General features: G+C 71.7%; 23 protein-coding genes and 1 tRNA gene. 11 read left to right on the forward strand and 13 right to left on the reverse strand.

Going from position 1 to position 25,300, the window contains the following annotated elements; all coding sequences use genetic code 11:
• Positions 1–11: 11 nt before the first annotated feature.
• Together ABZ806_RS17135 and ABZ806_RS17140 are read right to left on the reverse strand one after the other, a co-directional pair.
• A complete protein-coding gene (locus ABZ806_RS17135) occupies positions 12–1,031 on the reverse strand; it encodes an aspartate-semialdehyde dehydrogenase (protein ID WP_500218262.1) in 1,020 nt (339 codons plus the stop codon).
• A gap of 114 nt (positions 1,032–1,145) precedes the next feature.
• Positions 1,146–2,297, reverse strand: coding sequence for an acyl-CoA dehydrogenase family protein (locus ABZ806_RS17140; RefSeq protein WP_500218263.1), 1,152 nt, complete (start codon positions 2,295–2,297; stop codon positions 1,146–1,148).
• 139 nt (positions 2,298–2,436) lie between these two features.
• Here ABZ806_RS17140 and ABZ806_RS17145 point away from each other — a divergent pair, with 139 nt between their 5' ends.
• A complete protein-coding gene (locus tag ABZ806_RS17145) occupies positions 2,437–2,748 on the forward strand; it encodes a PspC domain-containing protein (RefSeq protein WP_500218264.1) in 312 nt (103 codons plus the stop codon).
• Here ABZ806_RS17145 and ABZ806_RS17150 read toward each other — a convergent pair.
• A complete protein-coding gene (locus ABZ806_RS17150; protein WP_500218265.1) occupies positions 2,745–4,073 on the reverse strand; it encodes an MFS transporter in 1,329 nt (442 codons plus the stop codon). The two genes, ABZ806_RS17145 and ABZ806_RS17150, sit on opposite strands and share 4 nt — an antisense overlap.
• 98 nt (positions 4,074–4,171) lie before the next feature.
• Positions 4,172–4,513, reverse strand: a complete 342-nt coding sequence (locus ABZ806_RS17155) for a metallopeptidase family protein (RefSeq protein WP_500218266.1) — start codon at positions 4,511–4,513, stop codon at positions 4,172–4,174.
• 32 nt (positions 4,514–4,545) lie between these two features.
• Here ABZ806_RS17155 and ABZ806_RS17160 point away from each other — a divergent pair, with 32 nt between their 5' ends.
• Both ABZ806_RS17160 and ABZ806_RS17165 read left to right on the forward strand, forming a co-directional pair.
• Positions 4,546–6,213: a metallophosphoesterase family protein gene (locus ABZ806_RS17160; protein ID WP_500218267.1), complete on the forward strand. Its 1,668-nt coding sequence runs from the start codon at positions 4,546–4,548 to the stop codon at positions 6,211–6,213.
• A gap of 71 nt (positions 6,214–6,284) precedes the next feature.
• Positions 6,285–6,360 (forward strand) — tRNA-Glu (locus ABZ806_RS17165).
• Positions 6,361–6,487: 127 nt separating this feature from the next.
• On the opposite strand, the gene ABZ806_RS17170 is transcribed toward ABZ806_RS17165, so the two are convergent.
• The 4 genes from ABZ806_RS17170 to ABZ806_RS17185 form a co-directional block, all read right to left on the reverse strand.
• The gene (locus tag ABZ806_RS17170) at positions 6,488–6,685 is read right to left on the reverse strand and encodes a hypothetical protein (protein ID WP_500218268.1); all 198 of its coding nucleotides are present in this window, start codon (positions 6,683–6,685) and stop codon (positions 6,488–6,490) included.
• Positions 6,682–8,460 carry a tetratricopeptide repeat protein gene (locus tag ABZ806_RS17175; protein WP_500218269.1) on the reverse strand — a complete coding sequence of 593 codons (1,779 nt, stop codon included), beginning with the start codon at positions 8,458–8,460 and terminating at the stop codon, positions 6,682–6,684. Before ABZ806_RS17175 ends, ABZ806_RS17170 begins: the two co-directional genes overlap by 4 nt.
• Positions 8,461–8,669: 209 nt before the next feature.
• Entirely contained in the window at positions 8,670–9,230 is a 561-nt protein-coding gene (locus ABZ806_RS17180) for a hypothetical protein (RefSeq protein WP_500218270.1), read from the reverse strand.
• Between the two features lie 224 nt (positions 9,231–9,454).
• The gene (locus ABZ806_RS17185; RefSeq protein ID WP_500218271.1) at positions 9,455–10,438 is read right to left on the reverse strand and encodes an aldo/keto reductase; all 984 of its coding nucleotides are present in this window, start codon (positions 10,436–10,438) and stop codon (positions 9,455–9,457) included.
• Between the two features lie 101 nt (positions 10,439–10,539).
• Between ABZ806_RS17185 and ABZ806_RS17190 the strand changes: the two genes are divergently transcribed.
• Entirely contained in the window at positions 10,540–11,436 is an 897-nt protein-coding gene (locus ABZ806_RS17190) for a LysR family transcriptional regulator (protein ID WP_500218272.1), read from the forward strand.
• Positions 11,437–11,466: 30 nt separating this feature from the next.
• On the opposite strand, the gene ABZ806_RS17195 is transcribed toward ABZ806_RS17190, so the two are convergent.
• Entirely contained in the window at positions 11,467–12,069 is a 603-nt protein-coding gene (locus ABZ806_RS17195) for a substrate-binding domain-containing protein (RefSeq protein WP_500218284.1), read from the reverse strand.
• 95 nt (positions 12,070–12,164) lie between these two features.
• Between ABZ806_RS17195 and ABZ806_RS17200 the strand changes: the two genes are divergently transcribed.
• Both ABZ806_RS17200 and ABZ806_RS17205 read left to right on the forward strand, forming a co-directional pair.
• On the forward strand, positions 12,165–14,291 hold the full coding sequence (locus ABZ806_RS17200) for an ABC transporter permease (protein ID WP_500218273.1): 2,127 nt from the start codon (positions 12,165–12,167) through the stop codon (positions 14,289–14,291).
• A 102-nt stretch (positions 14,292–14,393) separates the two neighbouring features.
• Complete coding sequence (locus ABZ806_RS17205) at positions 14,394–15,041, forward strand: flavin reductase family protein (RefSeq protein WP_500218274.1); 648 nt, start codon at positions 14,394–14,396, stop codon at positions 15,039–15,041.
• A 29-nt stretch (positions 15,042–15,070) separates the two neighbouring features.
• Here the strand turns inward: ABZ806_RS17205 and ABZ806_RS17210 are convergent, their stop codons facing one another.
• Positions 15,071–16,492 carry a glycoside hydrolase gene (locus tag ABZ806_RS17210; protein ID WP_500218275.1) on the reverse strand — a complete coding sequence of 474 codons (1,422 nt, stop codon included), beginning with the start codon at positions 16,490–16,492 and terminating at the stop codon, positions 15,071–15,073.
• Between the two features lie 142 nt (positions 16,493–16,634).
• Positions 16,635–17,144: a MarR family winged helix-turn-helix transcriptional regulator gene (locus ABZ806_RS17215; RefSeq protein ID WP_500218276.1), complete on the reverse strand. Its 510-nt coding sequence runs from the start codon at positions 17,142–17,144 to the stop codon at positions 16,635–16,637.
• Positions 17,145–17,184: 40 nt separating this feature from the next.
• On the opposite strand from ABZ806_RS17215, the gene ABZ806_RS17220 reads away from it, so the two are divergent.
• The 4 genes from ABZ806_RS17220 (at position 17,185) to ABZ806_RS17235 (ending at position 21,817) form a co-directional block, all read left to right on the forward strand.
• A complete protein-coding gene (locus ABZ806_RS17220) occupies positions 17,185–17,808 on the forward strand; it encodes a mycothiol-dependent nitroreductase Rv2466c family protein (protein WP_500218277.1) in 624 nt (207 codons plus the stop codon).
• 79 nt (positions 17,809–17,887) lie between these two features.
• Positions 17,888–19,174: an MFS transporter gene (locus tag ABZ806_RS17225; protein WP_500218278.1), complete on the forward strand. Its 1,287-nt coding sequence runs from the start codon at positions 17,888–17,890 to the stop codon at positions 19,172–19,174.
• Between the two features lie 133 nt (positions 19,175–19,307).
• The gene (locus ABZ806_RS17230; RefSeq protein ID WP_500218279.1) at positions 19,308–20,306 is read left to right on the forward strand and encodes an AurF N-oxygenase family protein; all 999 of its coding nucleotides are present in this window, start codon (positions 19,308–19,310) and stop codon (positions 20,304–20,306) included.
• Positions 20,306–21,817, forward strand: a complete 1,512-nt coding sequence (locus tag ABZ806_RS17235) for an FAD-dependent oxidoreductase (RefSeq protein ID WP_500218280.1) — start codon at positions 20,306–20,308, stop codon at positions 21,815–21,817. Before ABZ806_RS17230 ends, ABZ806_RS17235 begins: the two co-directional genes overlap by 1 nt.
• Here ABZ806_RS17235 and ABZ806_RS17240 read toward each other — a convergent pair.
• Positions 21,807–22,529 carry a TetR/AcrR family transcriptional regulator gene (locus ABZ806_RS17240; protein WP_500218281.1) on the reverse strand — a complete coding sequence of 241 codons (723 nt, stop codon included), beginning with the start codon at positions 22,527–22,529 and terminating at the stop codon, positions 21,807–21,809. The genes ABZ806_RS17235 and ABZ806_RS17240 overlap by 11 nt on opposite strands.
• Before the next feature lie 82 nt (positions 22,530–22,611).
• Complete coding sequence (locus ABZ806_RS17245; protein WP_500218282.1) at positions 22,612–23,610, reverse strand: LuxR C-terminal-related transcriptional regulator; 999 nt, start codon at positions 23,608–23,610, stop codon at positions 22,612–22,614.
• 184 nt (positions 23,611–23,794) lie between these two features.
• On the opposite strand from ABZ806_RS17245, the gene ABZ806_RS17250 reads away from it, so the two are divergent.
• Positions 23,795–25,156 carry a carbohydrate-binding protein gene (locus ABZ806_RS17250; protein WP_500218283.1) on the forward strand — a complete coding sequence of 454 codons (1,362 nt, stop codon included), beginning with the start codon at positions 23,795–23,797 and terminating at the stop codon, positions 25,154–25,156.
• Positions 25,157–25,300 lie beyond the last annotated feature (144 nt).

Here is a 25,300-nt window from a genome sequence, read left to right on the forward strand (position 1 = left end):
CTACTCGGCCCCTACTCGGCGGCGACGAGTTCCGCGATCTGCACGGTGTTCAGGGCGGCGCCCTTGCGCAGGTTGTCGCCCGCGCAGAACAGGGCGAGGCCGTTGTCCACGGTCTCGTCGCGCCGGATGCGGCCCACGTAGGTCGGGTCCTGGCCCGCGGCCTGCAGCGGCGTCGGGACGTCCGACAGCGCGACGCCGGGCGCGCCCGCGAGCAGCTCGCTCGCGCGCTCCGGGCTGATCGGCCGCTCGAACCGGGCGTTGACCTGCAGCGAGTGGCCGGTGAACACCGGGACGCGCACGCAGGTGCCCGACACCTTCAGGTCCGGGATCTCCAGGATCTTGCGGCTCTCGTTGCGGAGCTTCTGCTCCTCGTCGGTCTCGGCGAGGCCGTCCTCCACGATCGAGCCCGCCATCGGCAGGACGTTGAACGCGATCGGGCGCACGTACACCGACGGCTCCGGGAAGTCCACGGCGGAGCCGGAGTGGGTGAGCCTGTCGGCGCCCTGCACCGTCTTGGACGCCTGGTCGTGCAGCTCGGCGACGCCCGCGAGCCCGCTGCCCGACACCGCCTGGTAGGTGGAGACGACCAGCGCGGCCAGCCCCGCCTCGGTGTGCAGCGGCCGCAGCACCGGCATCGCGGCCATCGTGGTGCAGTTCGGGTTCGCGATGATGCCCTTGGGGCGGTTCCGCGCGGCATGCGGGTTGACCTCGGCGACGACGAGCGGGACGTCCGGGTCCATCCGCCAGCCCGACGAGTTGTCGATCACGACCGCGCCGGCGGCGGCGACCTTCGGCGCCAGCGCCTTCGAGGTGGTCTTGCCCGCGGAGAACAGCACGACGTCGAGGCCGGTGTAGTCGGCGGTCTCCGCGTCCTCGACGGCGACCTCGGTGCCGTCCCACGGGAGCCTGCGCCCCGCCGACCGCGCCGAGGCGAACAGCCGCAGCTCGTCCACCGGGAATCCGCGCTCGGCCAGGATTTCGAGCATCTTGGCCCCGACCTGTCCGGTGGCCCCGACGATGCCGACTCTCATGCCGCTCCCTCTGGTAGTTCGCTTGACCTGGTACTTCGCTTGACCTGGGCGAGTCTGCCCAGGTCACTGGAGGACGTCCAGTCAATAACCCTACGCGGAGGCTTCAAGCCCTCCTTAACGGAACGCGTCCAGCCCGGTGACGGCCTTCCCGAGTGTGAGCAGGTGCACTTCCTGCGTGCCCTCGTAGGTGAGGACGCTCTCCAGGTTGTTCATGTGCCTGATCACCGGGTACTCGAGCGTGATCCCGTTCGCGCCGAGGATCGTGCGGGCCTCGCGGGCGACGTCCAGTGCCGCGCGGACGTTCGCGAGCTTGCCGAACGACACCTGCTGCGGCGTCACGGTGCCCTCGTCCTTGCGGCGGCCGATGTGCAGGGCGACGAGTCCGGCCTGGCCGAGCGCGACCTCCATCCAGGCGAGCTTCTCCTGCGTGAGCTGGAACGACCCGATCGGCCTGCCGAACTGCACGCGGGTCTTGGCGTAGTCGACGGCCGCCGCGTAGCAGGACCACCCGGCCCCGACGGCGCCCCACAGGATGCCGTAGCGGGCCTCCGACAGGCAGCTCAGCGGCCCCTTCAGGCCCCGCACGCCGGGCAGCACCGCGTCGGCGGGCAGGCGCACGTCGGCCAGCACCAGCTCGGAGGTGACGGACGCGCGCAGCGACAGCTTCCGGTGGATGTCGCTCGTCGTGAAGCCGGGGGTGCCCGCCGGGACGAGGAAGCCGCGGATCCCTTCGTCCGTCTGCGCCCAGACGACCGCGATGTCGGCGATCGACCCGTTCGTGATCCACATCTTGGCGCCGTCCAGCACCCAGTCGGTGCCGTCGCGGCGGGCCCGGGTCAGCATGTCGCCGGGGTCGGAGCCGCGGTCGGGCTCGGTCAGCCCGAAGCAGCCGATCGCCTCCCCGGCCGCCATCCGCGGCAGCCACTCGTTCTTCTGCTCCTCCGACCCGAACTTGTGGATCGCCGCCATCGCCAGCGACCCCTGGACGGACACGAAGCTGCGCAGCCCCGAATCGGCCGCCTCGAGCTCCCGGCACGCCACCCCGTAGGCGACGGCGCTCGTCCCGGCGCAGCCGTAGCCCTGCAGATGCATGCCGAGCAGGCCGAGCCTGCCCAGCTCGGGGGCCAGTTCGCGGGCGGGGAACGTGCCGTCCTCGAACCAGCCGGCCAGGTGCGGCATGATCTTCTCCGCCGTGAACGCGCGGACGGTGTCGCGGACCATCCGCTCCTCGTCCGCGAGCCGGTCGTCCACACGCAGCACGTCCATGCGGGGTCTCCTTCGTTCCGGGGCCGTCCGCCCCGAGGGTACGTCGGGGACGCCACCCTGAACCGCGGGGGACGCCCTCAGGGGCAAATCAGGGCGAATCCTGATGTCCGATCTCCGCTCGACTGGGCATGATCGAGGCATGGACATGGAAAAGAGCACCACCAAGCAGCTGCGCCGCCTCCGCGACGGCCGGATGGTCTCCGGCGTCAGCGCCGGCGTCGCCCGGTTCCTCGACATCGACGTCAACATCGTGCGGCTCGGCTTCGCCGTCCTCGCGGTGTTCGGCCCCGGCGTCCCGATCTACATCCTCGCCTGGATCCTCATCCCGGAGGAGGGCCGGCCGACGTCGATCGCCGAGGACATGTTCCAGAAGGCCAGCGACTCGCCGAAGGTCCAGGACGTCATCCAGAAGACGAAGGACGGGATGAACAAGAACCGCACCAGCGCCTAGGCGGGGCGGCTGGCGGCCGACATCTCGTCCTCGCTCCTGCCCGGCGGCGGGGCCGCGGCGAGGGGGCCCGCGCGCGTCCCGGCGATCAGCCCGCCGCGGACCTGGTTCCAGCCGAGCGTCAGCATCGCCGCGGCCGACAGGCCCGCGACGCCCGCGAGGGCCACCACCGTCTCCGGCCCGAGGACCTGCGCCGCCGCGCCGCCCACCAGGATGCCGATGCCCTGGCCGGCGAGGATGCCGGACTGGGCGAGCCCGAACGCCTGCCCGCGCCCGGACGCCGGCACCGCCGCCACGAACGCGGTGTTGGCGACCAGCTGGTAGGCGCTGCCGACGCCCGACAGCGCCCACAGCGCGACCACCCACCACAGCGGCGGGTGGACGCCCGCGCCGACCAGCGGCAGGCAGGCGAGCATCGACATCCACCCCATCGCGTGCAGCCGGTTCGCGGGACGGACGAACCGGCTGAACAGCAGCGAGCCCACCACCATCCCGGTCGGCATCGCCGCCAGCAGCAGCCCGGCGGTCACCGCGCCGCCGCCGAACGTCGCCGCGTACGGGACGGCCAGCCCCTCGGGGATCACGTAGAACGCGCACAGCCACGCGAACAGCACCAGCGACCGCAGCACCGGGTCGCCGAACACGAGCCGGGCGCCGTCCCGCGTCCCGCGCAGCAGGCCCAGCGACTCGCGCTCCCGCCGGCGCGGCGCCGCCCGCCGCCGCAGCCCGCCGATCAGGATGACCGCGGACGCGCCGAACGTCAGCGCGTCCAGGGCGAGGGTCTCGTACGTCCCGATGACCGCGACGATCGCGCCGCCCGCCAGGAAGCCGAGCACCTGCGTGACCTGGTGGGTGATGTTGGCGATCGCGGAGCCCGCCACATATCTGTCACCCTCCAGGACGTCCGGCATGACGGCGGCGCGCGCGGCCGAGAACGGCGTGCCCAGCAGCACCACGAGGAACACCAGCCCCGACAGCACCCCGACCGGCATCGCCACCAGGGCCATGACCGCCACCAGCCCGCCCCGCAGCACATCGCAGACGATCATGACGGTGCGGCGCGGGAACAGGTCGGCCAGCCCGGACAGCACCGGCCCGCCGAGGATCGGCGGCAGGTAGGTCAGCGCGTAGACCAGGGCCGTGAGCAGCGTCGATCGCGTATGGTCGTACACGAGCACCGCCAGCGCGACCTGCGCCAACTGGTCCCCGATGTACGACAGTGCCTGCGCCAGCCAGAGAGCACGGAACTCCCCGACCGCGAACACCTCGCGGTAGGTCGCCTGCTCCTCCGGCGGACGACGATGCCGGCCGGTCTGCCTTCCCGCCACGCACGCTCCACAGTTCAGCCCGCCCGGGACCGGGCGCCCTCCCCTATTAACTCACGCTGCGTGGCAGTCGCGTGACCTACAGTGCGCAATTCTTTGCGTCAGTATCCGAGTTCGTGCAACTTCCCGTCATCGATCCCGAAGTGGTGGGCGATCTCATGGACCACCGTTATCCGGACTTCTTCCACCACATCCTCCTTGGTGTCGCATATACGGAGAATCTCATGGCGGTAGATCGAAATGTGATCGGGCAGGACGCCTGCGTACCAGTCGCCCCGCTCGGTCAGGGGTACCCCTTGGTACAGGCCGAGCAGGCCGCGCTCGGGCGCGTCGTCCTCGACGACGATGACGACGTTGCGCATATGGGCGGTCAGCTCGGGTGGGATGGTGTCGAGGGCCTCGCCCACAAGGTCCTCGAACTCATCGCGCGACAACTCAATCACACGGTCGATTCTGCTCGATAGAAGGGGAAATCGTGCCCAAGGTCCGCGCCGCGTTGACCAAGGCCATCGCAACACTCCGCGTCCTCGGCGCCACCACCGCCGACCGCGCCCGCCGCCTCGGCTCCCCCGTCGTCCGCCACGTCGGCCCCGTCCTCACCAGCCGGTGGACGCGCCTCGGCCTCGTCGCCGTCATCGGCCTGGGCGCCGGCTACCTCGGACTCGTCGGCGGCGGGCGCTACGTCACCCCGGTCGGCCCCACCGACGTCCAGCTCACCCTCCAGCCGTCCCTGCACGGCGGGACGACCCTCAAGCTGCCGCCCCTCGGCTCCCTCCGGCTCGACACCCACGAGGGCCCCGTCTCGCTGGAGGCCCGCCTCACCGACCTGCGCCCCGAGCAGGCCAAGAAGCTGATCGAGGACGACACCGAGATCGACCGCCTCACCGACCGGATCGCCGGCCAGATCCGGCACGGGATCATCGAGATGCTGGTCCGCGCCGTCCTGATCGCCCTGGCCGCGAGCTTCCTGGCCTCCCTGATCCTGTTCCGCTCCTGGCGCCGCGCCCTCCTCGGCCTCGGCTCCGCCACCGCCGGCCTGACCGCGCTCGCCCTCCTGACCTGGTCGACGTTCAACCCCCAGTCCATCGCCGAACCCCGCTACACCGGCGTCCTCGCCAACGCCCCCCAGATCGTCGGCAACGCCCAGAGCATCGTCGAGCGCTTCTCCGCCTACCGCGCCCAGCTCGCCCGCCTCGTCGGCAACGTCTCCGAGCTCTACACCACCACCTCGACCCTCCCGACCTACGAGCCGGACCCGTCCACCATCCGCGTCCTGGACGTCTCCGACATCCACCTCAACCCCGCCGCGTGGAACGTCATCAAGTCCGTCTCCACCCAGTTCAAGGCCGACCTCATCATCGACAGCGGCGACCTCATGGACCACGGCAGCAAGGCCGAGGACAAGTTCGCCGACTCCATCTCCGACCTGAAGGTCCCCTACGTCTACGTCCGCGGCAACCACGACTCCATGGGGACCCAGAAGGCCGTCGCCCGCCAGAAGAACGCCATCGTCCTGGACGGCGACACCCGCGAGGTCGCGGGCCTGCGCATCTACGGCCTCGGCGACCCCCGCTACACCCCCGACAAGAGCACCCGCGACGACTTCGTCGGCGCCGACCAGCTCCGCGCCGAGGGCCTGCGCCACGCCGCCGAACTCCGCGCCTCCGGCACCACCCCCGACATCGTCGTCACCCACGACCCGAGCGAGGGCGAGGCGTTCTCCGGCGTGACGCCCCTCGTCCTCGCCGGCCACACCCACGCCCGCTCCACCAAGCTCCTCCCCACCGGCACCCGCCTCTTCGTCCAGGGCTCCACCGGCGGCGCCGGCCTCCGCGGCCTCGAACACGAGCAACCCACCCCGATCGAACTGTCCGTCCTCTACTTCAGCCGCGCCACCCACCGTCTCCAGGGCTGGGACGACCTGCGCCTCGGAGGCCTCGGCCTCACCTCCGCCCAGATCGAACGCCACCTGGAACCCGCCCCCGAGCGCACCATCAACCCCACGCCGCCGGCCTCGTCGCCCCCCGCGTCCCCGACCTCCCCGTTCCCCTCGGGCTTCCCGTCGGACTGGCCGTCCCGCAGCCCGTCCCCCACCGAGAGCGCCCCGGGCGCCCGCCTCCCGTCCCCCACCCGCACCGGCTAACCGTTTGCACGCCGCCCCACCCCGTCCTCTACACTGGCGAAGTCGAGTGGCGACCATCTCCGCCACACCGGGCCCCCTTCGTCTAGCGGCCTAGGACGCCGCCCTTTCAAGGCGGTAGCGCCGGTTCGAATCCGGTAGGGGGTACCACGCGCATGGCTGCAAGATCACCATCCAGCCAGCCGCCGTCCCCCATGATCGCCGCGTTCGCGGCCCGTAGTTGCGTGTCCGCCGTTTCCGGCGTGATCGTGACCTGAACGTCGACCTGGCGCTGCCCTCAGTCTTCACCGAGGGCTGACGTGAGGGTCGCCTTGAGCGCCGCGGCGGGAGCGTCCGCGAAGGGCGCGAGTATGTCGAGCGACTCGCAGCGCCGCTCCCGAGCACCTTCGGCGTCGCCCCACTGCTCCAGCGCCGTGGAGAGGTGCGCCAGGGCCAGGGCCTGCTTCCATGGATCCCTGACCTGGCGGAAGATCACGGCGGCGCGACGATGCCCTGGTAACTCTGGCTGCCGATCTGCCGGGCGCTCTCGTCGGCTAGGGCCAGCAGGCGCTCGGCCTCGGTGAACTCACCGAGGCTGCTGCGGATGTGCGCCAGCCATCGCAGCGCGTCGAAGCGCAGCCGAGGCTCGGCGTCTGGACTGTCGTGCGCCTGCAAGGCCTGCTCGGCGAGCTCCGCCGCGATCTCCCAGCGCTCCTGCGCGACGTACGTCACGGCCCGGTTGATCAGCGCGACGGCGACCCATTTGGGGCCGGCCGACGTCAGACGCAGCGCCGCATCATGGGTGGCGGCGAACTGCGCGTCGGCGTCGTCGAGCAGCCGCCTGCCCAGGTAGACCCAGCCCAAGGCGTTGGTGTTCCGCGTTTCCTGCTCCAGGTCCCCGATCTCACGCGAGATATCGAGCCCCGCGCGGAGGTAGCGCTCGGCCTCGTCCACCCGGTGGGAGTTGTGACAGGCGACGCCGAGGTTACCGAGGATCGTGGCCTCGGCGTGCCGAGCTCCGACACTGCGCGCCGCCTCCAGCCCGAGCCGGCTCATCTCGATGCTGTCGTCGAAGGATGCCCGCAGGACGTAGGCGGCGGGATACACCGCCACCGCGAGCTGCCAGGCCAGTTCGTTGAAGCCGGCCCTTACGGCGGCCTGCGTGGAGCCCACGAGGCTCGGCCGCTCCCGGTCGTACCATGCGACCGCGTCGCGCTGAGAGGCGAAGGTCTCTGGCTTCTGGCCGCCCGGCGGCAGGTCACCGATCGGAGTGGCAACGATGCTCTGCGCGGTTGCCGAGGCGTTGAGTCCCGACCTGACGTACCAGTCGAACTCGCGCCGCAGCGCCGCAGCGCGGCTCTCGGGGGACTCTCCGTGCAGGACCTGGTCCATCGCATAGACACGGAGCAGAGCGTGGAACTGGTATCGGTCCTCGCTCCGCTGCTCGCCCAGGTGCGCGCGCACCAGCGCGTCCAGCTGCTTCCTGCCCTTGCCGACGGAGATTCCCGCGAGAGCCGCCGCTGCTCCACAGCAGAAGTCTGGCCCCCCATGCAGGCCCAACAGGCGGAACATCCGTGCGACGTCGGCGCTGAGCGCCCGGTAGGACCAGGCGAACACGGCGCGGACCGTGTCCACCGTCTCCTCGTCGTCGGAGGCGAGCGCATCCCAGATCTCGTCGTCGCGCAGCTGAGCGATCAGTGTCGCCAGCGGCATGTGCGGGCGTGCGGCAGCCCGCTCGGCGGCGATGCTCAGCGCCAGCGGCAGGTTGCCGCACAACTTGGCCAACCGTCGAAGGTCGTCCGCCCTGTCGCCGCCGCGGTACGGCTCGGTGATCCGCCGCAGGAGGGTCACCGACTCGTCTTCAGGGAACACGTCGAGGGTCACGCAGCGCGCACCGTCCCTGGAGATCAGACTCGAGAGACGGGCCCTGCTGGTCACGAGGACGAGGCTGCTGCCTGTGCCCGGGAGCAACGGGCGCACATGCGCCGCCGTGGCCGCGTTGTCCAGCAGGATGAGTAGCCGCTTGTCGGCGATGAGCGAGCGGAACAGTGCGGCGCGGGCCTCCAGGTCGGGCGGAATCTCGGCCACCGGAGTGTGCAAGGCCGCCAGGAACTGTTCGAGGGCCTGAGCCGCCTCCACGGGCGCACCCGCGTCATAGCCGCGCAGGTTGATAAAAAGCTGCCCATCGGGGAACGCGGACCTGGCTTTGTGCGCCCACCGCACTGCCAGCGAGGTCTTCCCGACGCCTGCCGTCCCCGCGATGAGGATCACCTGCGGGCCCTCGGCTTGGTCGGGGATCCCTCGCCCACAGCCGCTCCCCTCCGTCCGCGGACAGCGATGCCGGAACTAGCCGTACAGGCCAGTATGAAGGCCCACTGTGGGGCGGGGATCTGGTGCCTTGCTTCCGCCGGCCTGAGCTGGCGCGATCCGGCCGGCCAAGGGATGTGGTCGCGTGCGGGGGCGCGGCGGGCGGGGGTGGGTTAGTTAGTGGTGCGGCGGCGGTAGTAGTGGATGGTTACTGCGGCCAGCAGCGGGCCCCAGGCCAGGAGTGGGGCGTAGGCGGCGGTCATCACCGCCAGGGCCGCACCGGTCGGGGCGCCGTCGGTGTTGGTGCTCTCGGCGTACCAGGCGGTGGATCCGTAGCCGCAGATCAAGGTGAGTGCCACAGCGCCCAGGGCGGCGGGGACGACCGCGGCCGCCGGCGGTATGCGGCGTCCGCCCAGCAGCGGGATCCAGCGCGGCCAGGTCTCGCCCCAGGGCTGGACCAGTCCGAGGGTCAGGAACGCCAGTGCTTCGGCGAACAGGCTCAGCCCGATCATGTACACGGATCCCCAGCCGGGGGCGCGGGCCTCGGCCTTCAGCGCGCCGCCGACACCGACCGGGATTCCCACCGCCCAAGCGATCCGCCACAATCCCGAGGGGACGGCGGTGAGCGCCGCGGCGTGCGCCGACCACCGGGCCCAGCGCGGCACCCCCGGCAGCGTCCGCAGTCCCTCTTCGCGCCTTTCGATGCCCGTCGTCCGCCCCAGGACCGCCGACATGACCGCCTCCTTCACCCCCGGTGCTGCACCGGGACCGCTCGCGTTCGGTGCCGGACAAGATCGCCCGACGGTTGGCAATCTTCGGCGACCCGTGCCGCGCCGGCCTCCCCCTGGCGCGCCAACTCCGCCGTTCCGGCTCCCCCGCAGGTACGAGCCGGCCGGCGCTCCGTTACGGCGGTGATGACGGTGACCGCGGGTTCCGAGAGAGCGGCTGGCGGGTTCGGTTACCAGCGGTGGGAGACCTGGGGGGCGATCAGCTCGTTGTAGATGGCCGTTACCGCTTCGTGTGCCTCGCTTGTCAGGGGTGACAGGGCGGCTGCGGCCGCGTTGTTCTGAGCCTGGGCGGGGGTGCGGGCGCCGGGGATCACCACGCTGACGCCGGGCTGGTCGATGATCCAGCGGAGGGCGAACTGGGCCATGGTGGAGTCGGCGGGGACGAGGGGTGCCAGGCGTTGGACGGCTTCCAGGCCGGTGGCGAAGTCGACTCCCGAGAATGTCTCGCCGACGTCGAAAGCCTGGCCCTGGCGGTTGAAGGTGCGGTGGTCGTCGGCGTCGAACGTCGTGTTCTCGTCGTAGCGTCCGGAGAGGAGGCCGCTGGCCAGCGGGACGCGGGCGATGATGCCCACGCCGGCCTCGCGGGCGGCCGGGAGGACCTCCTGCAGCGGGGCGAGGCGGAACATGTTCAGGATGATCTGGACGGTGGCGACCCCGGGGCGCGCGATCGCCGTGAGGGCCTCGGCGCGGGTTTCCACGCTGACCCCGTACGCCGCGATGCGCTCCTCGTCGACCAGGGTGTCGAGTGCGTCGAAGACGGCGTCGGTGGAGTAGACGGGCGTGGGCGGGCAGTGCAGTTGGACGAGGTCCAGCCGGTCCATGCCGAGGTTCTTCCTGGAGCGGTCCGTCCAGTCGCGGAAGGCGTCCAGCGTGTAGTTCTCCGGGCGCTGCGGTACCCGGCGCCCCATCTTGGTGGCGACGGTGATCCCCGTGGTGTCCCTCGACTTGAGGAACCTGCCGACGAGCTGCTCGCTGCGTCCGTCGCCGTAGACGTCGGCGGTGTCGATGAACGTCACGCCCGCGTCGGCCGCGGCGGACAGCACCCGCAGGGCCTGGTCCTCGTCGACCTCGCCCCAGTCGGCGCCGAGCTGCCAGGCGCCAAGGCCCACGACCCCGATCCGCTCGCCGGTCCGCCCGAGCACGCGCATCTCCATGTCGAATCCTCTCCTTCGTGGTGAGCCCCAGTTCAGCAGGCTCCCGATTGACCTGTCCAATAGAAGAGAGCGCACGGATTCATGAGCTAGCCTTCTCAATCGTGGAGCTCAGGCATCTGGAGTACTTCGTCGCCGTCGCCGAGGAGCGCCACTTCACGCGGGCGGCCGAGCGGCTGATGATCTCCCAGTCGGGGCTGTCGGCCTCGGTCCGCGCCCTGGAACGGGAGCTCGGGGCGGCGCTCTTCGTCCGGAGCACCCGGAGTGTGGAGCTGACCGCGCCGGGACGGGCGCTGCTGGACGAGGCGCGGCGGGCTCTCGGCTCGGTGCGGGCCGCGAAGGACGCCGTGGCAGCCGTCCAGGGGCTGCTGCGGGGGACCCTTTCCCTCGGGAGCGAGCAGTGCGTCGCCGGGGTGGACGTCCCGGCGGTGCTGGCTCGCTTCCGGACGCTGCATCCGCAGGTGGAGATCCGGCTTCTCCAAGCCGATTCGACCACGCTCGTCGACGAGGTGGCCGCGGGGCGCCTGGACCTCGCCCTTGTGGCGCCGTCCGCCGAGCCGCCCGCGAACGTACGGCTGCGGCCCTTGACCAGCGAGCCGCTCGTCCTGCTGTGCCATCCGGACCACCGTCTCGCGGACGCCGGGCAGGTCGCCTGGGCCGAACTCGGCGGGGAGCCGTTCGTGGACTTCCACGCCGCCTGGGGGACGCGGGGCCTGACCGACCGGGCGTTCGCCGCCGCCGGAGCCGGCCGCACGGTGTCCCTCGAGGTCAACGACGTCCACACGCTCATCAACCTCGTCGGCCACGGGCTCGGCATCGCGGTGGTCCCGCAGCCGATCGCCCGCAAGCCGGAGGCCGCGGCGCTGAGCACCGTCCGGCTCACCGGCGCCCACGCCGAACTGGTCTGGTGCCTCTCGATCGCCGTCCCAGCGACAGGTCCCAGCCCGGCGGCCCAACGACTGCTCAGCTTCCTCCCCGGCTCCCGCGCCGACGCGCACTGAGGCCGAGCCCTCAGCCGCTCGTCCCGGTCGTCACCGCCGGCTGCCGGGCCAGCGGTGTTCCGACATCGGACCCGCAGCAGTACTCGGGGCCTCCGTGCTGGACGGTGACGAGTCCGGCCAGGGCGCGAATGCGGGCGTTCTCGTGCGCGGTACGCCAGACGAGCCCGAGTTCGATGGGCGGCAGGTCGTTGATGGGTGCAGCCGCAGGGGCCGGCCGGAACGGGTGCGGTCGGGAAAGAACCGCCGGTTCCCGCCCTCGTTCCGTTCGTTGACCTCGTAGTCGGCGACCTCCTCGAAGGAGACACAGGGCCGGCCGGCCAGCGGGTGGTCGGCCGCCACGATGAGCACCCTGCGGTATTCGGCCAGCGTCGGCCCCGACGTGATGTCGGGCGCGTCGAACCTCAGCCAGTCGACCAGGACGTCCACCCGGTCGCGGCGCAGCGCGTCCAGGGGCGCGTTGATGGGGATCTCCCGCAGGTGCGCCTCGATGCCGGGGTGCGCCCGCTCAAGGTCGCGGACGAGGCGGTCGAGGTCCTGCCCGCCGGTGGTCTCGGTGAAGCCGATGCGCAGCAGTCCGGCGGGCGCGCGGGCCGAGGCGCGGGCGGCGGGTCGCCGCGGTCGAGGGCGCCGGATCCGCGGTCGCGGACATCAGCGTCCGCACGGCCGTCCTGAAGGGGCACTCCGTCCTCGGCGGCCCACCGGTGTACGGGCACGGCTGGTCCGCCTCGGTGCTCGCGCCGTTCACGCTGCGCTCGGGCGGCCCGCCGCGCTCGGCCGGCGATGTCGTCCTCGACAGCGGTCTCGCCGAGCGTGCCGGGGTCGCGGCGGGCGGGACGGTCACGCTGGTGATCGGGTCGGCGCCGGAGCCGTACCGGGTCAGCGGCGTCGCCGAGCCCGCCGCGCCGCTCGACCGGCAGTCCGCGGTCTTCTTCACCGACGACCGGGCGGCGCGGCTGTACGGCGTGCCCGGCATGATCGACGCGGTCGGCGTACCGGCCGGAAACGGGGTCGACGCGGACGAGCTCGCCGAGCGGATCGGCAGGGCCGTGCCCGGCGCGGTCACCTCCACCGGCGACGACCGCGGAGACGTCGAGACGCTCGACGTCGGCCGGATGCGGTCGTTCGTCATCGAGGTGGCCGCCGCGTTCGGCGCCACCATGATCCTTCTCGTGATCATCGTGGTCGCCGGGACACTGGCGCTGTCGGTGCAGCAGCGCCGCCGCGAACTGGCGCTGCTGCGGGCCGTCGGCGCCACGCCGCGGCAGGTGCTGCGCATGATCGGTGGCGAGGCCGTGCTGGTCGGCGGGATCGGCGCCGTGCTCGGCGCCGTCCCAGGCGTCCTGCTCGCCGTGCTGCTGCACGCCGTGTTCACGGCGGCCGGTGCGCTGCCGTCCGGATTCTCGCTGGTGGTCACGCCGATGCCCGTGCTGTTCGCGCTGCTGGTCTGCGCCCTCGCGGCCTGGATCGGCGGCCGGCTCGCGGCCCGCCGCGGCGCGAGGATCAGTGCGGTCGAGGCGCTCGGCGAGGCGGCCGTGGAGCCGAAGAAGCTCGGCTGGGTCCGGCTCTCCCTCGGCCTGCTGCTCGTGCCCGCGGGCCTGGCCGCCGCGGTCGTGCTGCCCATCGTGCTGCCGGGCGAGTCGGCCATCGACGGCGCCGCCAGTTCCGCGCTGGTCCTGGTGATCGCCGTCGCGCTGCTCGGGCCGCGGCTGTTCGGCGGCATCGCGACCCTGCTCAGCCGGCATCAGGGCCGCGCGACCTGGTTCCTCGCCATCGCCGGCTCTCGCGCCCGGGCCCGCCGGCTCAGCGCCGCGACGACTCCGCTGATCATCGGCGTGGCCATGGCGTCCGCGCAGCTCTTCAGCGCCGCGACGCTGGCCGCGACCGCGCACGACCAGGCGGCGGGCGGCGTGCTCGCCGACCGCGTGGTGACCTCCGACGGCCCGGGGATCTCACCCGGCCTCGCCGGGACGCTCCGCGGCGTCCCGGGCGTCCGCGCGGTCGGCCCCGTCGCCCGGACCTCGGCGATCCTCACCTGGCCGGACGGCGACAGCGTCCAGTACAGGGTGTCCACGGCGCAGGGCGTCGACCCCGCCGCCACACCGGACACCATGGACCTGGACGTCCTGCGCGGCGACCTGCGCGGCCTCACCGGGTCCGCGGTCGCGCTCAGCCGGCTCGTCGCCGGGACGGTCGGCGTCGACGTGGGCGGCAGCGTCGACGTCCACCTCGGCGACGGCACCGTCGAGAAGGCCAAAGTGGTCGCCGTCTACGAGCACGGGCTCGGCTTCGGCGACGTCACGCTGCCCCATGATGTGGTCGTCGCGCACACCACCGACCAACTCGACCAGTGGTTGCTCGTGCGCACCGACGGGGGCACGGACCTGCGCGCGGTGCTGGAGGCGTACCCGACGCTGCACGTGAGCGGTCCCGAGGCGATCACCGCCGCACCGACCGACGACGGCGGCGGCGCGATCAGCCTCGTGCTCAACGCCCTGCTGCTCGGCTACCTCGCGATCGCCGTCGTCAACACGCTGGTCATGGCGACGATCTCCCGGGTCCGCGAGTTCGCCCTGCTGCGCCTGATCGGCCTCCGCACCGACCAGGTCAGGTCGATGATGCGGCATGAGGCGGCCCTCATCGTGACCTCCGCGGTCGCCGTGGGGACGGTCGCCGCGCTGCCGTCGCTGATCGGGATGAGCTACGCGATACGCCACTCGGTGCTCCCCACCGTCCCGCCCCTGACCTTCGCCGGGATCGTGATCGCGGCGGCGGCGATCGCCTGGCCGGCCGTGATGCTGCCGACCCGGCTCGCGCTCCGGACACCGGCGGCGGAGGCGATCAACCGTCCCGAGTGACACGACCGTGGAGGGGGCCACGACCACCGGACGACGACCGGACGACGCTTTGGCTGCGATCGTTCGTCGGGCACCGAAACGACGTGCCCTTAACGTCGCCCCATGAGCACCATCGCGAGCCACCGTTCCCCTGCGGAAGTTGCCGCCGGGCACCTGCCCATCACTCCGAGCATCCTCTACTTCGGAACACCGGTCATGTTGCTGACCACCGAGAACGTTGATGGTTCGGCCAACCTTGCGCCGATGTCGTCAGCATGGGCACTGGGGCAGGTCGTGGTCCTGGGGCTGGGAGCCGGCGGGCACACAGCCGGGAACCTGAGCGTCCGGCCCGATCTCGTGATCAATATTCCGGCTCCGCACCAATGGGAGGCCGTCGAGCGGCTGGCCCCGCTGACCGGAAGCGACCCGGTGCCACCGCACAAGGAGGGCGCCTTTCGTTTCGAGCCCGCCAAGTTCGAAGCCGCCGGCCTCAACCCGGAACCGTCCGACATGGTCCGCCCGCCACGGGTCTCCGAGTGCCCGATCCAGATGGAGGCCCGAGCCGCCCGGATTCAGCCGGACGCGACCGGGACGTTCGTCATCGTGGAGGCCCATGTGCTGAAGGTCCACGCCGATCCCCGCATCGTCATCCCCGGCACCCAGTACATCGACCCCGCCCTGTGGAGCCCGCTGATCTACAACTTCCGTCACTATTTCGGCCTCGGCCCCGAACTCGGCCACACCTTCCGCTCCGAAACACCACGCACCTGACCGAGAGCCCAGTCCGGCTGGCGACGCGTTCACCCCGCCGGGACGTTGTCGACTTCCAGTGTGGTCACCGTGTTCGCCTCATGGGCGACTGTCAGCATCCCGTCGCGCAAGTGCGTGTCGGGGGCGCGGGTGTAGCGGCGTGCGGTCGGGGTGGTGGTCGTGTCGGTCGTCCACACGCGGACGACGTTCGTGTCCTCGGTCAAGGCTCGTAGGTCGTAGGTGACGTCTCGGGAGTCGCCGGCGGTCGCGGTGACCAGGCTCAATCGGCTGGCGGCGGTGTCATGGGCCGCGACCGTTTCCGGGTGACCGGAGTCGAGGACGCGTGCCGTCGGCCTGATGTGCCGGGTGTAGTGGGCCAGGACGTAGTACTTGGGGTTCACGCCGCCGACCTGTCCCGCCAGGGTGCCCTTCGCTCCGCCGTCCGGGTTCGGGGTGGTGTCGTCGTACTCGCCGTCCAGCAGGCCCCAGTCGAGGGCCTCCACCGGCTGCCAGCAGACCCATGCGCGAGAACGCAGGTAGCCGATGTCACGGGCGATGCTCAGGGCCATCGTGAGACCGTCGGGCTCGCCTTCGGAGTACTCCGTCTGCCATATCGGCGTTTCCGGGCCGGCGGCTTCGCGGAGGGCGGCGCGGCTGCGGCCGTCGTCGTCGCGCTCGTAGCCGTGCACGTTGACGCGGCCGATGAGGCGCCTGGTGTCCTCGGTGAAGTTCTTCCAGGTGCCCGTGGCCTCCGCGTAGCGGCATTCGTCGGACGCGGCGATCAGCACGTCCGGCAGATCGCGGGCGTCCAAGGCGCGGCGCAGGTATGCGAGCACCGCCTCCTGCGCGCCCAGGGTGAAGTGGCAGCCCTCCTGGTTCTGCCGCGCGTGCCAGGACGCGAGCGACGGCTCGTTGAACGCCTCGACCGAGCCGAACCGGATGCCCCACTCGTCGCGGGCGCGCCGGGCCACTTCGGCGATGTAGCCGGCGAACGCCTCCTGGTACGCGAACTCCAGGTTGTCCACGTCGCCGCGCTCGGCGCCGGACGGGTTCCCGGTCACCGTCATCCACCACGGCGGGGAGACCGAGAACATCTCGAACACGTCGGCGCCGTGGTCGCGGGCTTTCACGAGCATGCTCCGCTGGTTCGGGTCGGCGTCCCAGTTCCACGCATCGCCGTCGCCGAACGTCTCGATCTGCTTGCGGCGGACGATGGCGGGCGACTCGACCATCCCGGCGCCCGTCCAGGTGCAGGCGCCGAGGTTGTAGCGGACGATGTTCAGCCCCAGCCCGGGAAGCTCGACCTCTCCGCCGGTGGTGCCGACGCGCACCGGGTCAAGGCCGAACAGGGCCGCCGCCAGGTCGTCACGCCCGCCCAGTTCGGTGTTGGCCCACCAGGACAGGCAGGTTCCCCAGCCGTCCCAGCCGTACGCCGTTCGCGGATCGACGACCCGCGTCTCGTCCCCAGGCATGTGCATGCTCCCCGCTCGTCCGTCCACCTGGGATGTGTTCGGACGGGCCGGGGGCATCCGCCGCTTTCCGAGACTTTGCCGCCTCTTGCCGACCTCGGGTCCCGGGCACTGCCGGAGGGTTCAGGACGCCGCCCCGGCGAGTTCAGGGTTCGAGCGTTGCCGACAGCCGGTGGAGCAGGGCGGCCAGTTGCCACTGCTCCTCGGCGCTGAGGCCGGACAGCAGGCGGCGCTGGTTGTCCAGGTGGGCGGCGATGAGGTCGTCGGTCAGTGCGATGCCCTCGGCGGTGAGGGTGATGAGGCGTCCGCGCGAGTCGTTCTCGGCGACGGTCCTTTCGACCAGGCCGCGGGCTTCGAGCCGGTCGACGCGCTTGGTGATCGCGCCGGTGGTGACCAGGACGGTTCGGCTCAACTCCCCCGCGGACAGGGTGCAGGGTGCTCCGGACCTGCGCAGTGCCGCGAGGACGTCGAAGTCGCCGTTACCCAGGTCCGCGGCGGCGAAGAGCGGGCGGAGGCGCTGGTCGATCTCGTCGGTGAGGCGGAAGAGCCGGCCAATGACCAGCATCGGGCCCGGGTCCAGGTCGGGGCGCTCGCGGCTCCACTGGGCGACGATCACGGCCGTGGCATCGGGGACGTCGGTGGCGTCGGGGTGCATGGCGTTGATTGTATCTTCCGGGGAAGTTATATTAGCTTCCATGGAAGATAAGCTTGCCTCGCCGCCGGCCGTGCAGGTCGTGTGCTACTTCGACGCCAGTTGCCCGTTCGCCTGGATCACCTCCCGGTGGCTGCTCGAAGTCGAGCGGCTACGGCCGATCGACCTGAGTTTCCGGATCATGAGCCTGTCGGTGCTCAACGAGCACCGCGAGATCGAGCCCTGGTACCGCGAGTTCAACGACCGCGCCTGGGGCCCGGCCCGGGTGTGCACGGCCGCCGAGATCGGCCACGGCACCGCGGTCCTGCGCGACTTGTACACGGCGCTCGGCACGCGCATCCACACGCAGGGCAACAAGGACTTCGAAGCGGTCATCGCCGAGGCCCTGGACGAGGTGGGGCTGCCCGCGTCGCTCGCCGAAGCAGCCTCCAGCGAGGAGTTCGACACGGCTCTGCGCGCCAGGCACCAGGCCGCGCAGGACGCCATGGGCGAGGAAGGCGGCACGCCCCTCATCACCCTGGACGGGTCGACGTTCTTCGGGCCCGTCCTGAGCGCCATCCCGAAGGGCGCGCAGGCCGTCCGGCTGTTCGAGGGCGTGCGGACCCTGGCCGCGACCGATTCGTTCGCCGAGATGAAGCGGGCACGGGGTGCGCTCGACTTCAACTGACCCGAACACGCCCGCTGACCCGAACACACCCGCTGATCCGAACACACCCGCTGATCCGAACGCGCCTGCTGACTCGAGCGTGTCCGCGCGTCGCCGCCTCTACGCCGCCGCGCTCGTCGGGTCGATCGGCGACGGCATCTATGTCCCGCTGACGATGCTGTTCGTCCACGCGCTGACGGGGTTGTCGCTGACGGCGATCGGTGCCGGCCTCAGCCTCGCCGGGCTGTGCGCGCTGGCGTTCATGCCGGTCGCCGGGGTCCTCATCGACCGCATCGGGGCCAAGCGCGTGGTCATGTGCGCGTTGGTGCTGCGCGCGGCCGGGTTCGCCGCCTACCCGTTCGCCGACACCTACCCGTCCTTCCTGGCGGTCGCCGTGGTGGTCGCGGTGGGGATGTGGGCCTCCACGCCGAGCCAGCACGCGTTCATCGGCGAGATCGCCCAGGGCGCCGAACGCGACCGGCTGCTCGCCTGGGACCGCAGCCTCCGCAACGGCGGCATGGGGCTCGGCAGCATCGCGGCCGCCGCCGTGCTCGCGGTCGACGGCACCACCGGCTTCATCACGGCCGCGCTGGTCCTGGCCTCGCTGTTCGTCCTGGCCACCGGGCTGGTGGCCCGGATCCCGGCCGTCCGCGACGGCGCACGGCGGCACCGCAAGGAGCAACGGAAGGAGCAGCGGAAGGAAGAGGCTAAGGAGCAGCGGGGATACCGGCGGGTGCTCACCGACCGGCCCTACCTGCTCATCACCGCCGCCAACTTCCTGATCGCCTTCGGCTACACCACGCAGGCCATGGCCCTGCCGGTCTTCCTCACCCGCGACATCGGCCTGCCCGATGCCCTCGCGGGAGGCGTGTTCGCACTCAACACCGTGCTCGTCGCCGCGCTCGGCGTGCCGGTCGCCCGCATCACCATGCGCGGCAGGCGTCCCCGCGCCGCGGCACTCGGCGCGGCCATCTTCGCGGTGTCCTTCACCGCCTTCGCGCTCATCCCCCAGTTCGTGAGCGGGGCGTCCGCGATCGTCGCCGTCCTCGCGGTCGCGGTGCTCTACACCAGCGGCGAACTCATCCACTCCGTGCCCGCGCAGGGTCTGTCCGTCCAGGCCGCCCCCGACCACCTGCGCGGACGGTACCTGTCGGTCTACCAGCTGTCATGGTCGCTCTGCCGCACGATCGCACCACTTCTCCTGGGCTTCCTGCTGGAGGCGGGAACCTGGCAGTTGTGGACGGTCCTGGCGCTGCTGGTCCTGGCCGGCGCGGTGATCCTGCTGTGCACCGAGCGCGCTCTGCCACCGCACGCGGTCGGCATCCGTCCAGCGCCCGGCACTCCGGCCCCCCGGGCGGCCGAGCCATCGGTCGTCGTGCGGACGTGACGTCGGGCTCATCCGCGCCGGACGCCTTGCATGGGACATGGCGTCCCACTAAATTCCGGAGCAGTGGGCCGGGCCCCCGCGGTACCGGCCGCCCCGCGGGCGAGACGGGATCCGCCACGACGAGGAGGTCTCGATGACGCTGTCCACTTCCGCCGGAGCCGATGCGTTCGACCAGGAGTACCTCGACCTGCTGCGGACGCTGTCCGAGGGGTCGGTGCGCCGGCGCTTCGACCCGTTCCTCGACATCGACTGGGACGCGCCGGAGTTCGCGCTCGACCCCGACGACCCCCGCTGGGTGCTGTCACCGGACATCGACCCGCTCGGCGCGACCCAGTGGTACCAGGACCTGCCGCCGCACCGGCAGATCGAGATCGGCAAGTGGCGGATGGCCAACTCGATCAAGGTCGGCGCCGCGTTCGAGAGCATCCTGATCCGCGGAATGATGCACTACATCATGAAGCTGCCCAACGGGTCGGCCGAGTTCCGCTACTGCCTCCACGAGATGACCGAGGAGTGCAACCACATCCAGATGTTCCAGGAGCTCGTCAACCGGATCGGCGTCGACGTGCCCGGCATGCGGACGTGGTTCCGGCGGCTGTCGCCGCTGATCGGCGTGGCCGGCGGCTACCGGCACGTGGTCCTGTTCATCGGCATCCTCGCGGGCGAGGAGCCCATCGACCACTACCAGAAGGCCGTCATCCGCTCGGGCGAGAGCATGCCGCCCGCGGTGCTGCGCACGATGGAGATCCACATCGCCGAGGAGGCGCGGCACATCTCGTTCGCGAACGACTTCCTGCGCGTGCACGTCCCGCGGATGAACCGGGCGAACCGGGCGGCGTGCGCGCTGGTTTTCCCGCTCGCGATGCGCTGGCTGGCCGGGGAGATCATGACGCCGCCGCGCTCGTTCGCCAAGCAGTTCGGCATCCCGCGCGAGGTGTTCAAGGAGGCGTTCTGGGACAGCCCGCACTCCCGCGCGATCCTCGCCGGCTACTTCGGCGACATGCGCAGGCTCGCCGACGACCTCGGGCTGATGACGCCGGCCGCCAAGCGCCTGTGGAAGGCGCTGCACATCGACGGGAAGCCGTCGCGGTACCGGGGCGAGCCGCACCGCGAAGCGCGCGGGCTCGCCTGATGCCGCACGTCGTCACCCAGTCGTGCTGCGGCGACGCGTCCTGCGTCTACACGTGCCCGGTCAACTGCATCCACCCGACACCGGACGAACCGGACTTCGCGACCGCGGAGATGCTCTACATCGACCCGGCGGCCTGCGTCGACTGCGGCGCGTGCGTCGCGGCGTGCCCGGTGGACGCGATCAAGCCGCACACGAAGCTGGCCGAGGACGAGCGCGACTTCCTGTCGATCAACTCCGCGTTCTACGACGTCCCGCGCGCCCGGCCGCTGCTCGCGCCGGTGGTGCCGCCGCTGCGGGTCCGCGAGCGGCCCGAGCCGCTGCGGGTCACCGTCGTCGGCTCCGGACCGGCCGCGATGTACGCGGCCGACGAGGTGCTCACCGTCCCCGGCGCGCGGGTCACCATGATCGAGCGGCTCCCGATGCCCTACGGGCTGGCGCGGACGGGCGTCGCCCCCGACCACCGGCGGACGCGGGGAGTCGCCGCGCAGTTCGACCGCATCCGCGCGCAGGACGGCCTCGACCTGCTCCTCAACGTCGAGGTCGGCAAGGACGTCACGCACGACGACCTCCTCGCCCACCACCACGCGGTCGTCTACGCGGTGGGCGCCTCGACGGACCGTCCGCTCGACATTCCGGGCGCCGGGCTGCCCGGCACGGCGTCCGCCACCGAGTTCGTCGCCTGGTACAACGGCCACCCCGACTTCGCCGACCGGACGTTCGACCTGTCGCACCCCCGCGTCGTGGTGATCGGCAACGGCAACGTCGCGCTCGACGTCGCCCGGATCCTGACCGTCGACCCGGCGTCGCTCGCCGGCACCGACATCGCCCCCGCCGCGCTGGACGCGCTGCACCGCAGCGCCGTCGAGGAGGTCGTGGTCGCCGGGCGGCGCGGACCCGCGCAGTCGGCGTTCACCCTCCCCGAACTGGTCGGCCTCCGCTCGACGCCGGGCGTCGGCGTCACCGTCCCACCGGACGACCTCGGCCCCGCCACCGCCACCGGCCCCAAGCTGGACGTGCTGCGCGGCCTCTCCCCCGACCCGGCCGCGGCGCCGCGCCGGATCCGCCTTCGATACCTGCTGTCCCCGCTGCGCATCATCGGGAGCGACCGCGCCGAGGGCGTCGAGTTCGGACGCAACGCGCTCACCGCGGACGGCGCCCGCGTCGAGCCGACCGGCCGGACCGAGACCGTGGACGCCGGGCTGGTGCTGTCCGCGATCGGCTACCGGGGGCTGCCCGTGCCGGACCTGCCGTTCGACGACGCGACCGGCACCGTACCGAACGAGCACGGCCGCGTCCTCGACCCGCTGACCGGCGCGGCCGTGCCGGGCACGTTCGTCGCGGGCTGGATCAAGCGCGGCCCGACCGGTTTCATCGGCACCAACAAGTCGTGCGCGCTGGAGACGGTGCGGGCTCTGATAGACGACTACAACACGGGCGCCCTGACCGACCCGAGGACCGGCCACGGCGAGCTGGCGGCACGCCTGGAGCGGCGGCCCGCACTCACACCGTGACGCCGTCGGCCACGCCCGCGCCGGTCATCCGCTCGACGACCGTCCGGAGTTCGGTCGTGGGGTCGATGACGAGACCCAGCGACCGCGCGGCGCCGTCCAGCATGAACGACGCGTAGGCGGTCAGTTCGGCCACGACCTCCGCGCGGGACCTGCCCGAGGCCGGGTCGCGCACCCACTGCGTCAGCATGCCCTCCACCATCGTCACGATGGCCAGCGGAAGCGACTCCAGGCCACTGTCGTCCATGTCGAACGACGCCAGGAGCACGCTGATGACCTCGCGGGCCCGGCCCGCGATCCGGCCCCGCAGGATGCTGACCGCATCGGCGCCCGAGTCGTCGTCATGGGTCGGCCCCTGCCCCATGAAGTCGTGCAGGCGCGGGTGCTCCGACATCCACCCCGCGACCGTGTCGATGGACCTGCCGAGGATCTCCTCGACCGAACCGTGCGAGATGTCGAGCTTCGCCGCCATCGCGCTCGCGAAGTCGTCGACGAGATAGGACCTGATCCGGCGGTCCAGGTCGTCCCGGTCGCCGAACCGGCGGTACACCACCGACTTGGCGAGCCCGGCCCGCTTCGCGATCTGCTGCACGGAGACGTGCGTACCGGGCGGGGTCTCCTCGATGAGCTCGACGGCGGCGCGCAGGATCATCATCTGCCGCGCGGAGTTGTGCTCCTCCCACCGCGCCCGATACCCGCTCTCCGCCCCCGCCATCCCCCGATTCTACCGACCCCGCCCGGCCGGGGGCGTCCCGTGAAACCGGCAGATCGCAGCCCGGATCGCGGCTCAGTCGTGGTCAGAGGAGGCCGCGGCGGGTGGCGTGTACGCCGGCCTGGAATCGTGTGCGGGCGTTCAGGGTGCGCATTAGGCGGGCCACGTGGCGGCTTACCGTGCGGGCGCCCATTCCGGTGTGGCGGGCAATGGCCTCGTCCTTGAGGCCGGCGGCGAGGAGGGTGAGCAGATGGCGGTCGGCCTCGGACAGCCGGGGCCATGCGCCGGGGGCACTGGTCTCGTCGTCGAAGTGCAGTGGTGTGGCCTGTTCCCAGCAGGTGTTGAATACGCCGATGAGAATATCGAGGAGCGTCGACGGGCGGATCAGGGCGGTTATTCCGGGGTCGTCGCCCCGTAGCGGCATCAGCGCCATTTCGTCGTCGACGATCACGAGTTTGGCCGGCGGGTTCTCCAGGACGCGGGAGCGTTCGCCGAGACTGGAGTCGTAACGGGCCATTTCCAGGTGCTCGGGGATCGCCAGGGCTTCCGGGGCATATATGGCTCGGTACTCCACGCCGTTGGCGAGTTGTTCCCGTTCGATCTCGTTGGGCTGGACGGGGTCGACCGCGTAGGGCGGCTTGTCGATCGCCTTCACCTGCCGGACGGCCGCCCGCTGCACCTGCTCGTAGCGCTGCACCACCGCGTCCAGGCCGTCGATGATCTCCACGAGCTTCTCGGGGTGGGCGCGCTGCTCGGCGGACAGCAGGTCGCCGCTGAGCCGCTTCGCCGCGACGCGGGCGCGGATGAACTCGGTCTCCCGCCGGCGAATCAGCGTCTCGACGACGGCGTCCGGAGGATACGGGGAGTACGCCGGGTCGGCGGCGGCGTCCGTGCCGACCATGCCGAGTTCTTCGAGTTCCGCCAGCAGCGCCGCCAGCCGATGCCGGGGCTGTTCCGACCACCGGGCCAGTTCGCTCAGCGTGCTGCCCGGGTGGTGCAGCAGCGCCCGGTAAAGGCCGTGCTGCACGGCGGTCACGCCAAGGGCCGCGAACGGATTCTCACCGGTTGCGGTCGCGGGGAACATGGACGCGATTATCTAGCAGCGGAGTGCGGGCGGCCACCCTTTCAAGGAAGCCGGTTCCGCGGCAAGCGCATGCGTGGCGAATATCGACAGCGGCGCCAACTCGCCAGAACGCCGTCCGGGAAAGGCTTTCTCGGCCCGCGCAAAGGCATCTACCTTTGCCGCACCCCCACCCCGAGGAGAGACCATGTCTCACAGACGCGTTCTGCGCGTCGCCGTCCTTTCCGTCGGCGCGCTCGGACTCGCCGGAACGCAGGGCATCGCGACGGCCCAGACCGCTCCCCCGCAGCCGGCGCCGTACTCGGCGGCGACCGCCGCGGACGTCCCGCAGGCCATGCTGGCGGCGATGCAGCGCGACCTCGGCCTCACCGCCGCGCAGGCGAAGCAGGCGCTGGTCAACCAGTTCGACGCCGGTGTCACCGCCGGGAAGCTGCGGGTGAAGCTCGGCGCGAGCTTCGCGGGCAGCTGGATCAGCGGCAAGACCGGCGAGACGCTGCACGTCGCCACCACCGACGCGGGCGAGGCCGGGCAGATCACCGGTCAGGGCGCCCGCGCGACGGTCGTCGCCCACAGCCTCGCCGAACTCACCGCCGCCAAGACCAAACTGGACCGCGCCGCCAAGCGGCACGCCCCGGCCCACTCCCCCGTCTGGTACGTGGACGTCCAGAACAACCGGGTCGTCGTGCTGAGCTCCGTCCCCGCCGAGGCGCGCGCGTTCGCCAAGGCCGCCGGGCTGAGCGCCGGCGCGGTCACCGTCGAGCGCTCCGGCATCAAGCCCCGCACCTACGCCAACCTGCGGGGCGGCGACGCGTACTACATCAACGGCTCCACCCGCTGCTCGATCGGCTTCCCGGTCACGCGGAGCGGGCAGGGCGGCTTCGTCAGCGCCGGGCACTGCGGCCGCGCGGGCTCCACCACGACCGGGTCCAACCAGGCCCAGCAGGGTACCTTCCAGGGGTCCACGTTCCCGGGCAGCGACTACTCCTACGTGGCGACGAACAGCAACTGGACGCCGACCGCGCTGGTGAACGGCTACGGCACGGTCGCCGACCGGGCCGTGACCGGCTCGACCGTGGCGCAGCCGGGCTCGCAGGTGTGCCGCTCCGGTTCCACCACCGGCTGGCACTGCGGGACGATCCAGCAGCTCAACACCAGCGTCACCTACCAGGAGGGCACCGTCTACGAGGTGACGCAGACGAACGTGTGCGCCGAACCGGGCGACTCGGGCGGCTCGTTCATCAGCGGGACGCAGGCGCAGGGCATGACGTCCGGCGGGTCCGGCAACTGCTCCAGCGGCGGGACGACGTTCTTCCAGCCCGTCAACGAGGCGCTCCAGGTGTACGGCCTGACCCTGTACACCGGTGACTCCAACCCGCCGGACGACCCGGGCGACCCCGGCGACCCGAGCGGCACCTGGGCGGCGGGCATCGTCTACCAGGCCGGCGACGTCGTCACCTACAACGGCGCCAGCTACCGCTGCATCCAGGCGCACCAGGCCCAGCCCGGCTGGACGCCGGCGGCCGTCCCCGCGCTCTGGCAGCAGATCTGACCCGGTGCCGTCCGACCCCGGCGAGCCGGACGGCACCTTAGAACGGCGCCCCGCACCCAGCCCGCGGGGCGCCCGCTCCCCGGGCCTTCCCCCAGAACCGCTGTACTGGGGGGAGGCCCGGCGCCTGCCCCCCCCGGGGGATCG

It is taken from the genome of Spirillospora sp. NPDC047418 (assembly GCF_040643275.1).
Classification (GTDB): Bacteria; Actinomycetota; Actinomycetes; order Streptosporangiales; family Streptosporangiaceae; genus Spirillospora.

What these genes read in the sequence shown, in the direction of transcription:
- ABZ806_RS17140 (WP_500218263.1), bottom strand. Translation starts at nt 2,297, where the DNA reads ATGGACGTGCTGCGTGTGGACGACCGGCTCGCGGACGAGGAGCGGATG.
- ABZ806_RS17215 (WP_500218276.1), bottom strand. Translation starts at nt 17,144, where the DNA reads ATGCACCCCGACGCCACCGACGTCCCCGATGCCACGGCCGTGATCGTC.
- ABZ806_RS17180 (WP_500218270.1), bottom strand. Translation starts at nt 9,230, where the DNA reads ATGTCGGCGGTCCTGGGGCGGACGACGGGCATCGAAAGGCGCGAAGAG.
- ABZ806_RS17205 (WP_500218274.1), top strand. Translation starts at nt 14,394, where the DNA reads ATGAGCACCATCGCGAGCCACCGTTCCCCTGCGGAAGTTGCCGCCGGG.
- ABZ806_RS17210 (WP_500218275.1), bottom strand. Translation starts at nt 16,492, where the DNA reads ATGCCTGGGGACGAGACGCGGGTCGTCGATCCGCGAACGGCGTACGGC.
- ABZ806_RS17135 (WP_500218262.1), bottom strand. Translation starts at nt 1,031, where the DNA reads ATGAGAGTCGGCATCGTCGGGGCCACCGGACAGGTCGGGGCCAAGATG.
- ABZ806_RS17145 (WP_500218264.1), top strand. Translation starts at nt 2,437, where the DNA reads ATGGACATGGAAAAGAGCACCACCAAGCAGCTGCGCCGCCTCCGCGAC.
- ABZ806_RS17240 (WP_500218281.1), bottom strand. Translation starts at nt 22,529, where the DNA reads ATGGCGGGGGCGGAGAGCGGGTATCGGGCGCGGTGGGAGGAGCACAAC.
- ABZ806_RS17250 (WP_500218283.1), top strand. Translation starts at nt 23,795, where the DNA reads ATGTCTCACAGACGCGTTCTGCGCGTCGCCGTCCTTTCCGTCGGCGCG.
- ABZ806_RS17245 (WP_500218282.1), bottom strand. Translation starts at nt 23,610, where the DNA reads ATGTTCCCCGCGACCGCAACCGGTGAGAATCCGTTCGCGGCCCTTGGC.
- ABZ806_RS17230 (WP_500218279.1), top strand. Translation starts at nt 19,308, where the DNA reads ATGACGCTGTCCACTTCCGCCGGAGCCGATGCGTTCGACCAGGAGTAC.
- ABZ806_RS17220 (WP_500218277.1), top strand. Translation starts at nt 17,185, where the DNA reads ATGGAAGATAAGCTTGCCTCGCCGCCGGCCGTGCAGGTCGTGTGCTAC.
- ABZ806_RS17185 (WP_500218271.1), bottom strand. Translation starts at nt 10,438, where the DNA reads ATGGAGATGCGCGTGCTCGGGCGGACCGGCGAGCGGATCGGGGTCGTG.
- ABZ806_RS17235 (WP_500218280.1), top strand. Translation starts at nt 20,306, where the DNA reads ATGCCGCACGTCGTCACCCAGTCGTGCTGCGGCGACGCGTCCTGCGTC.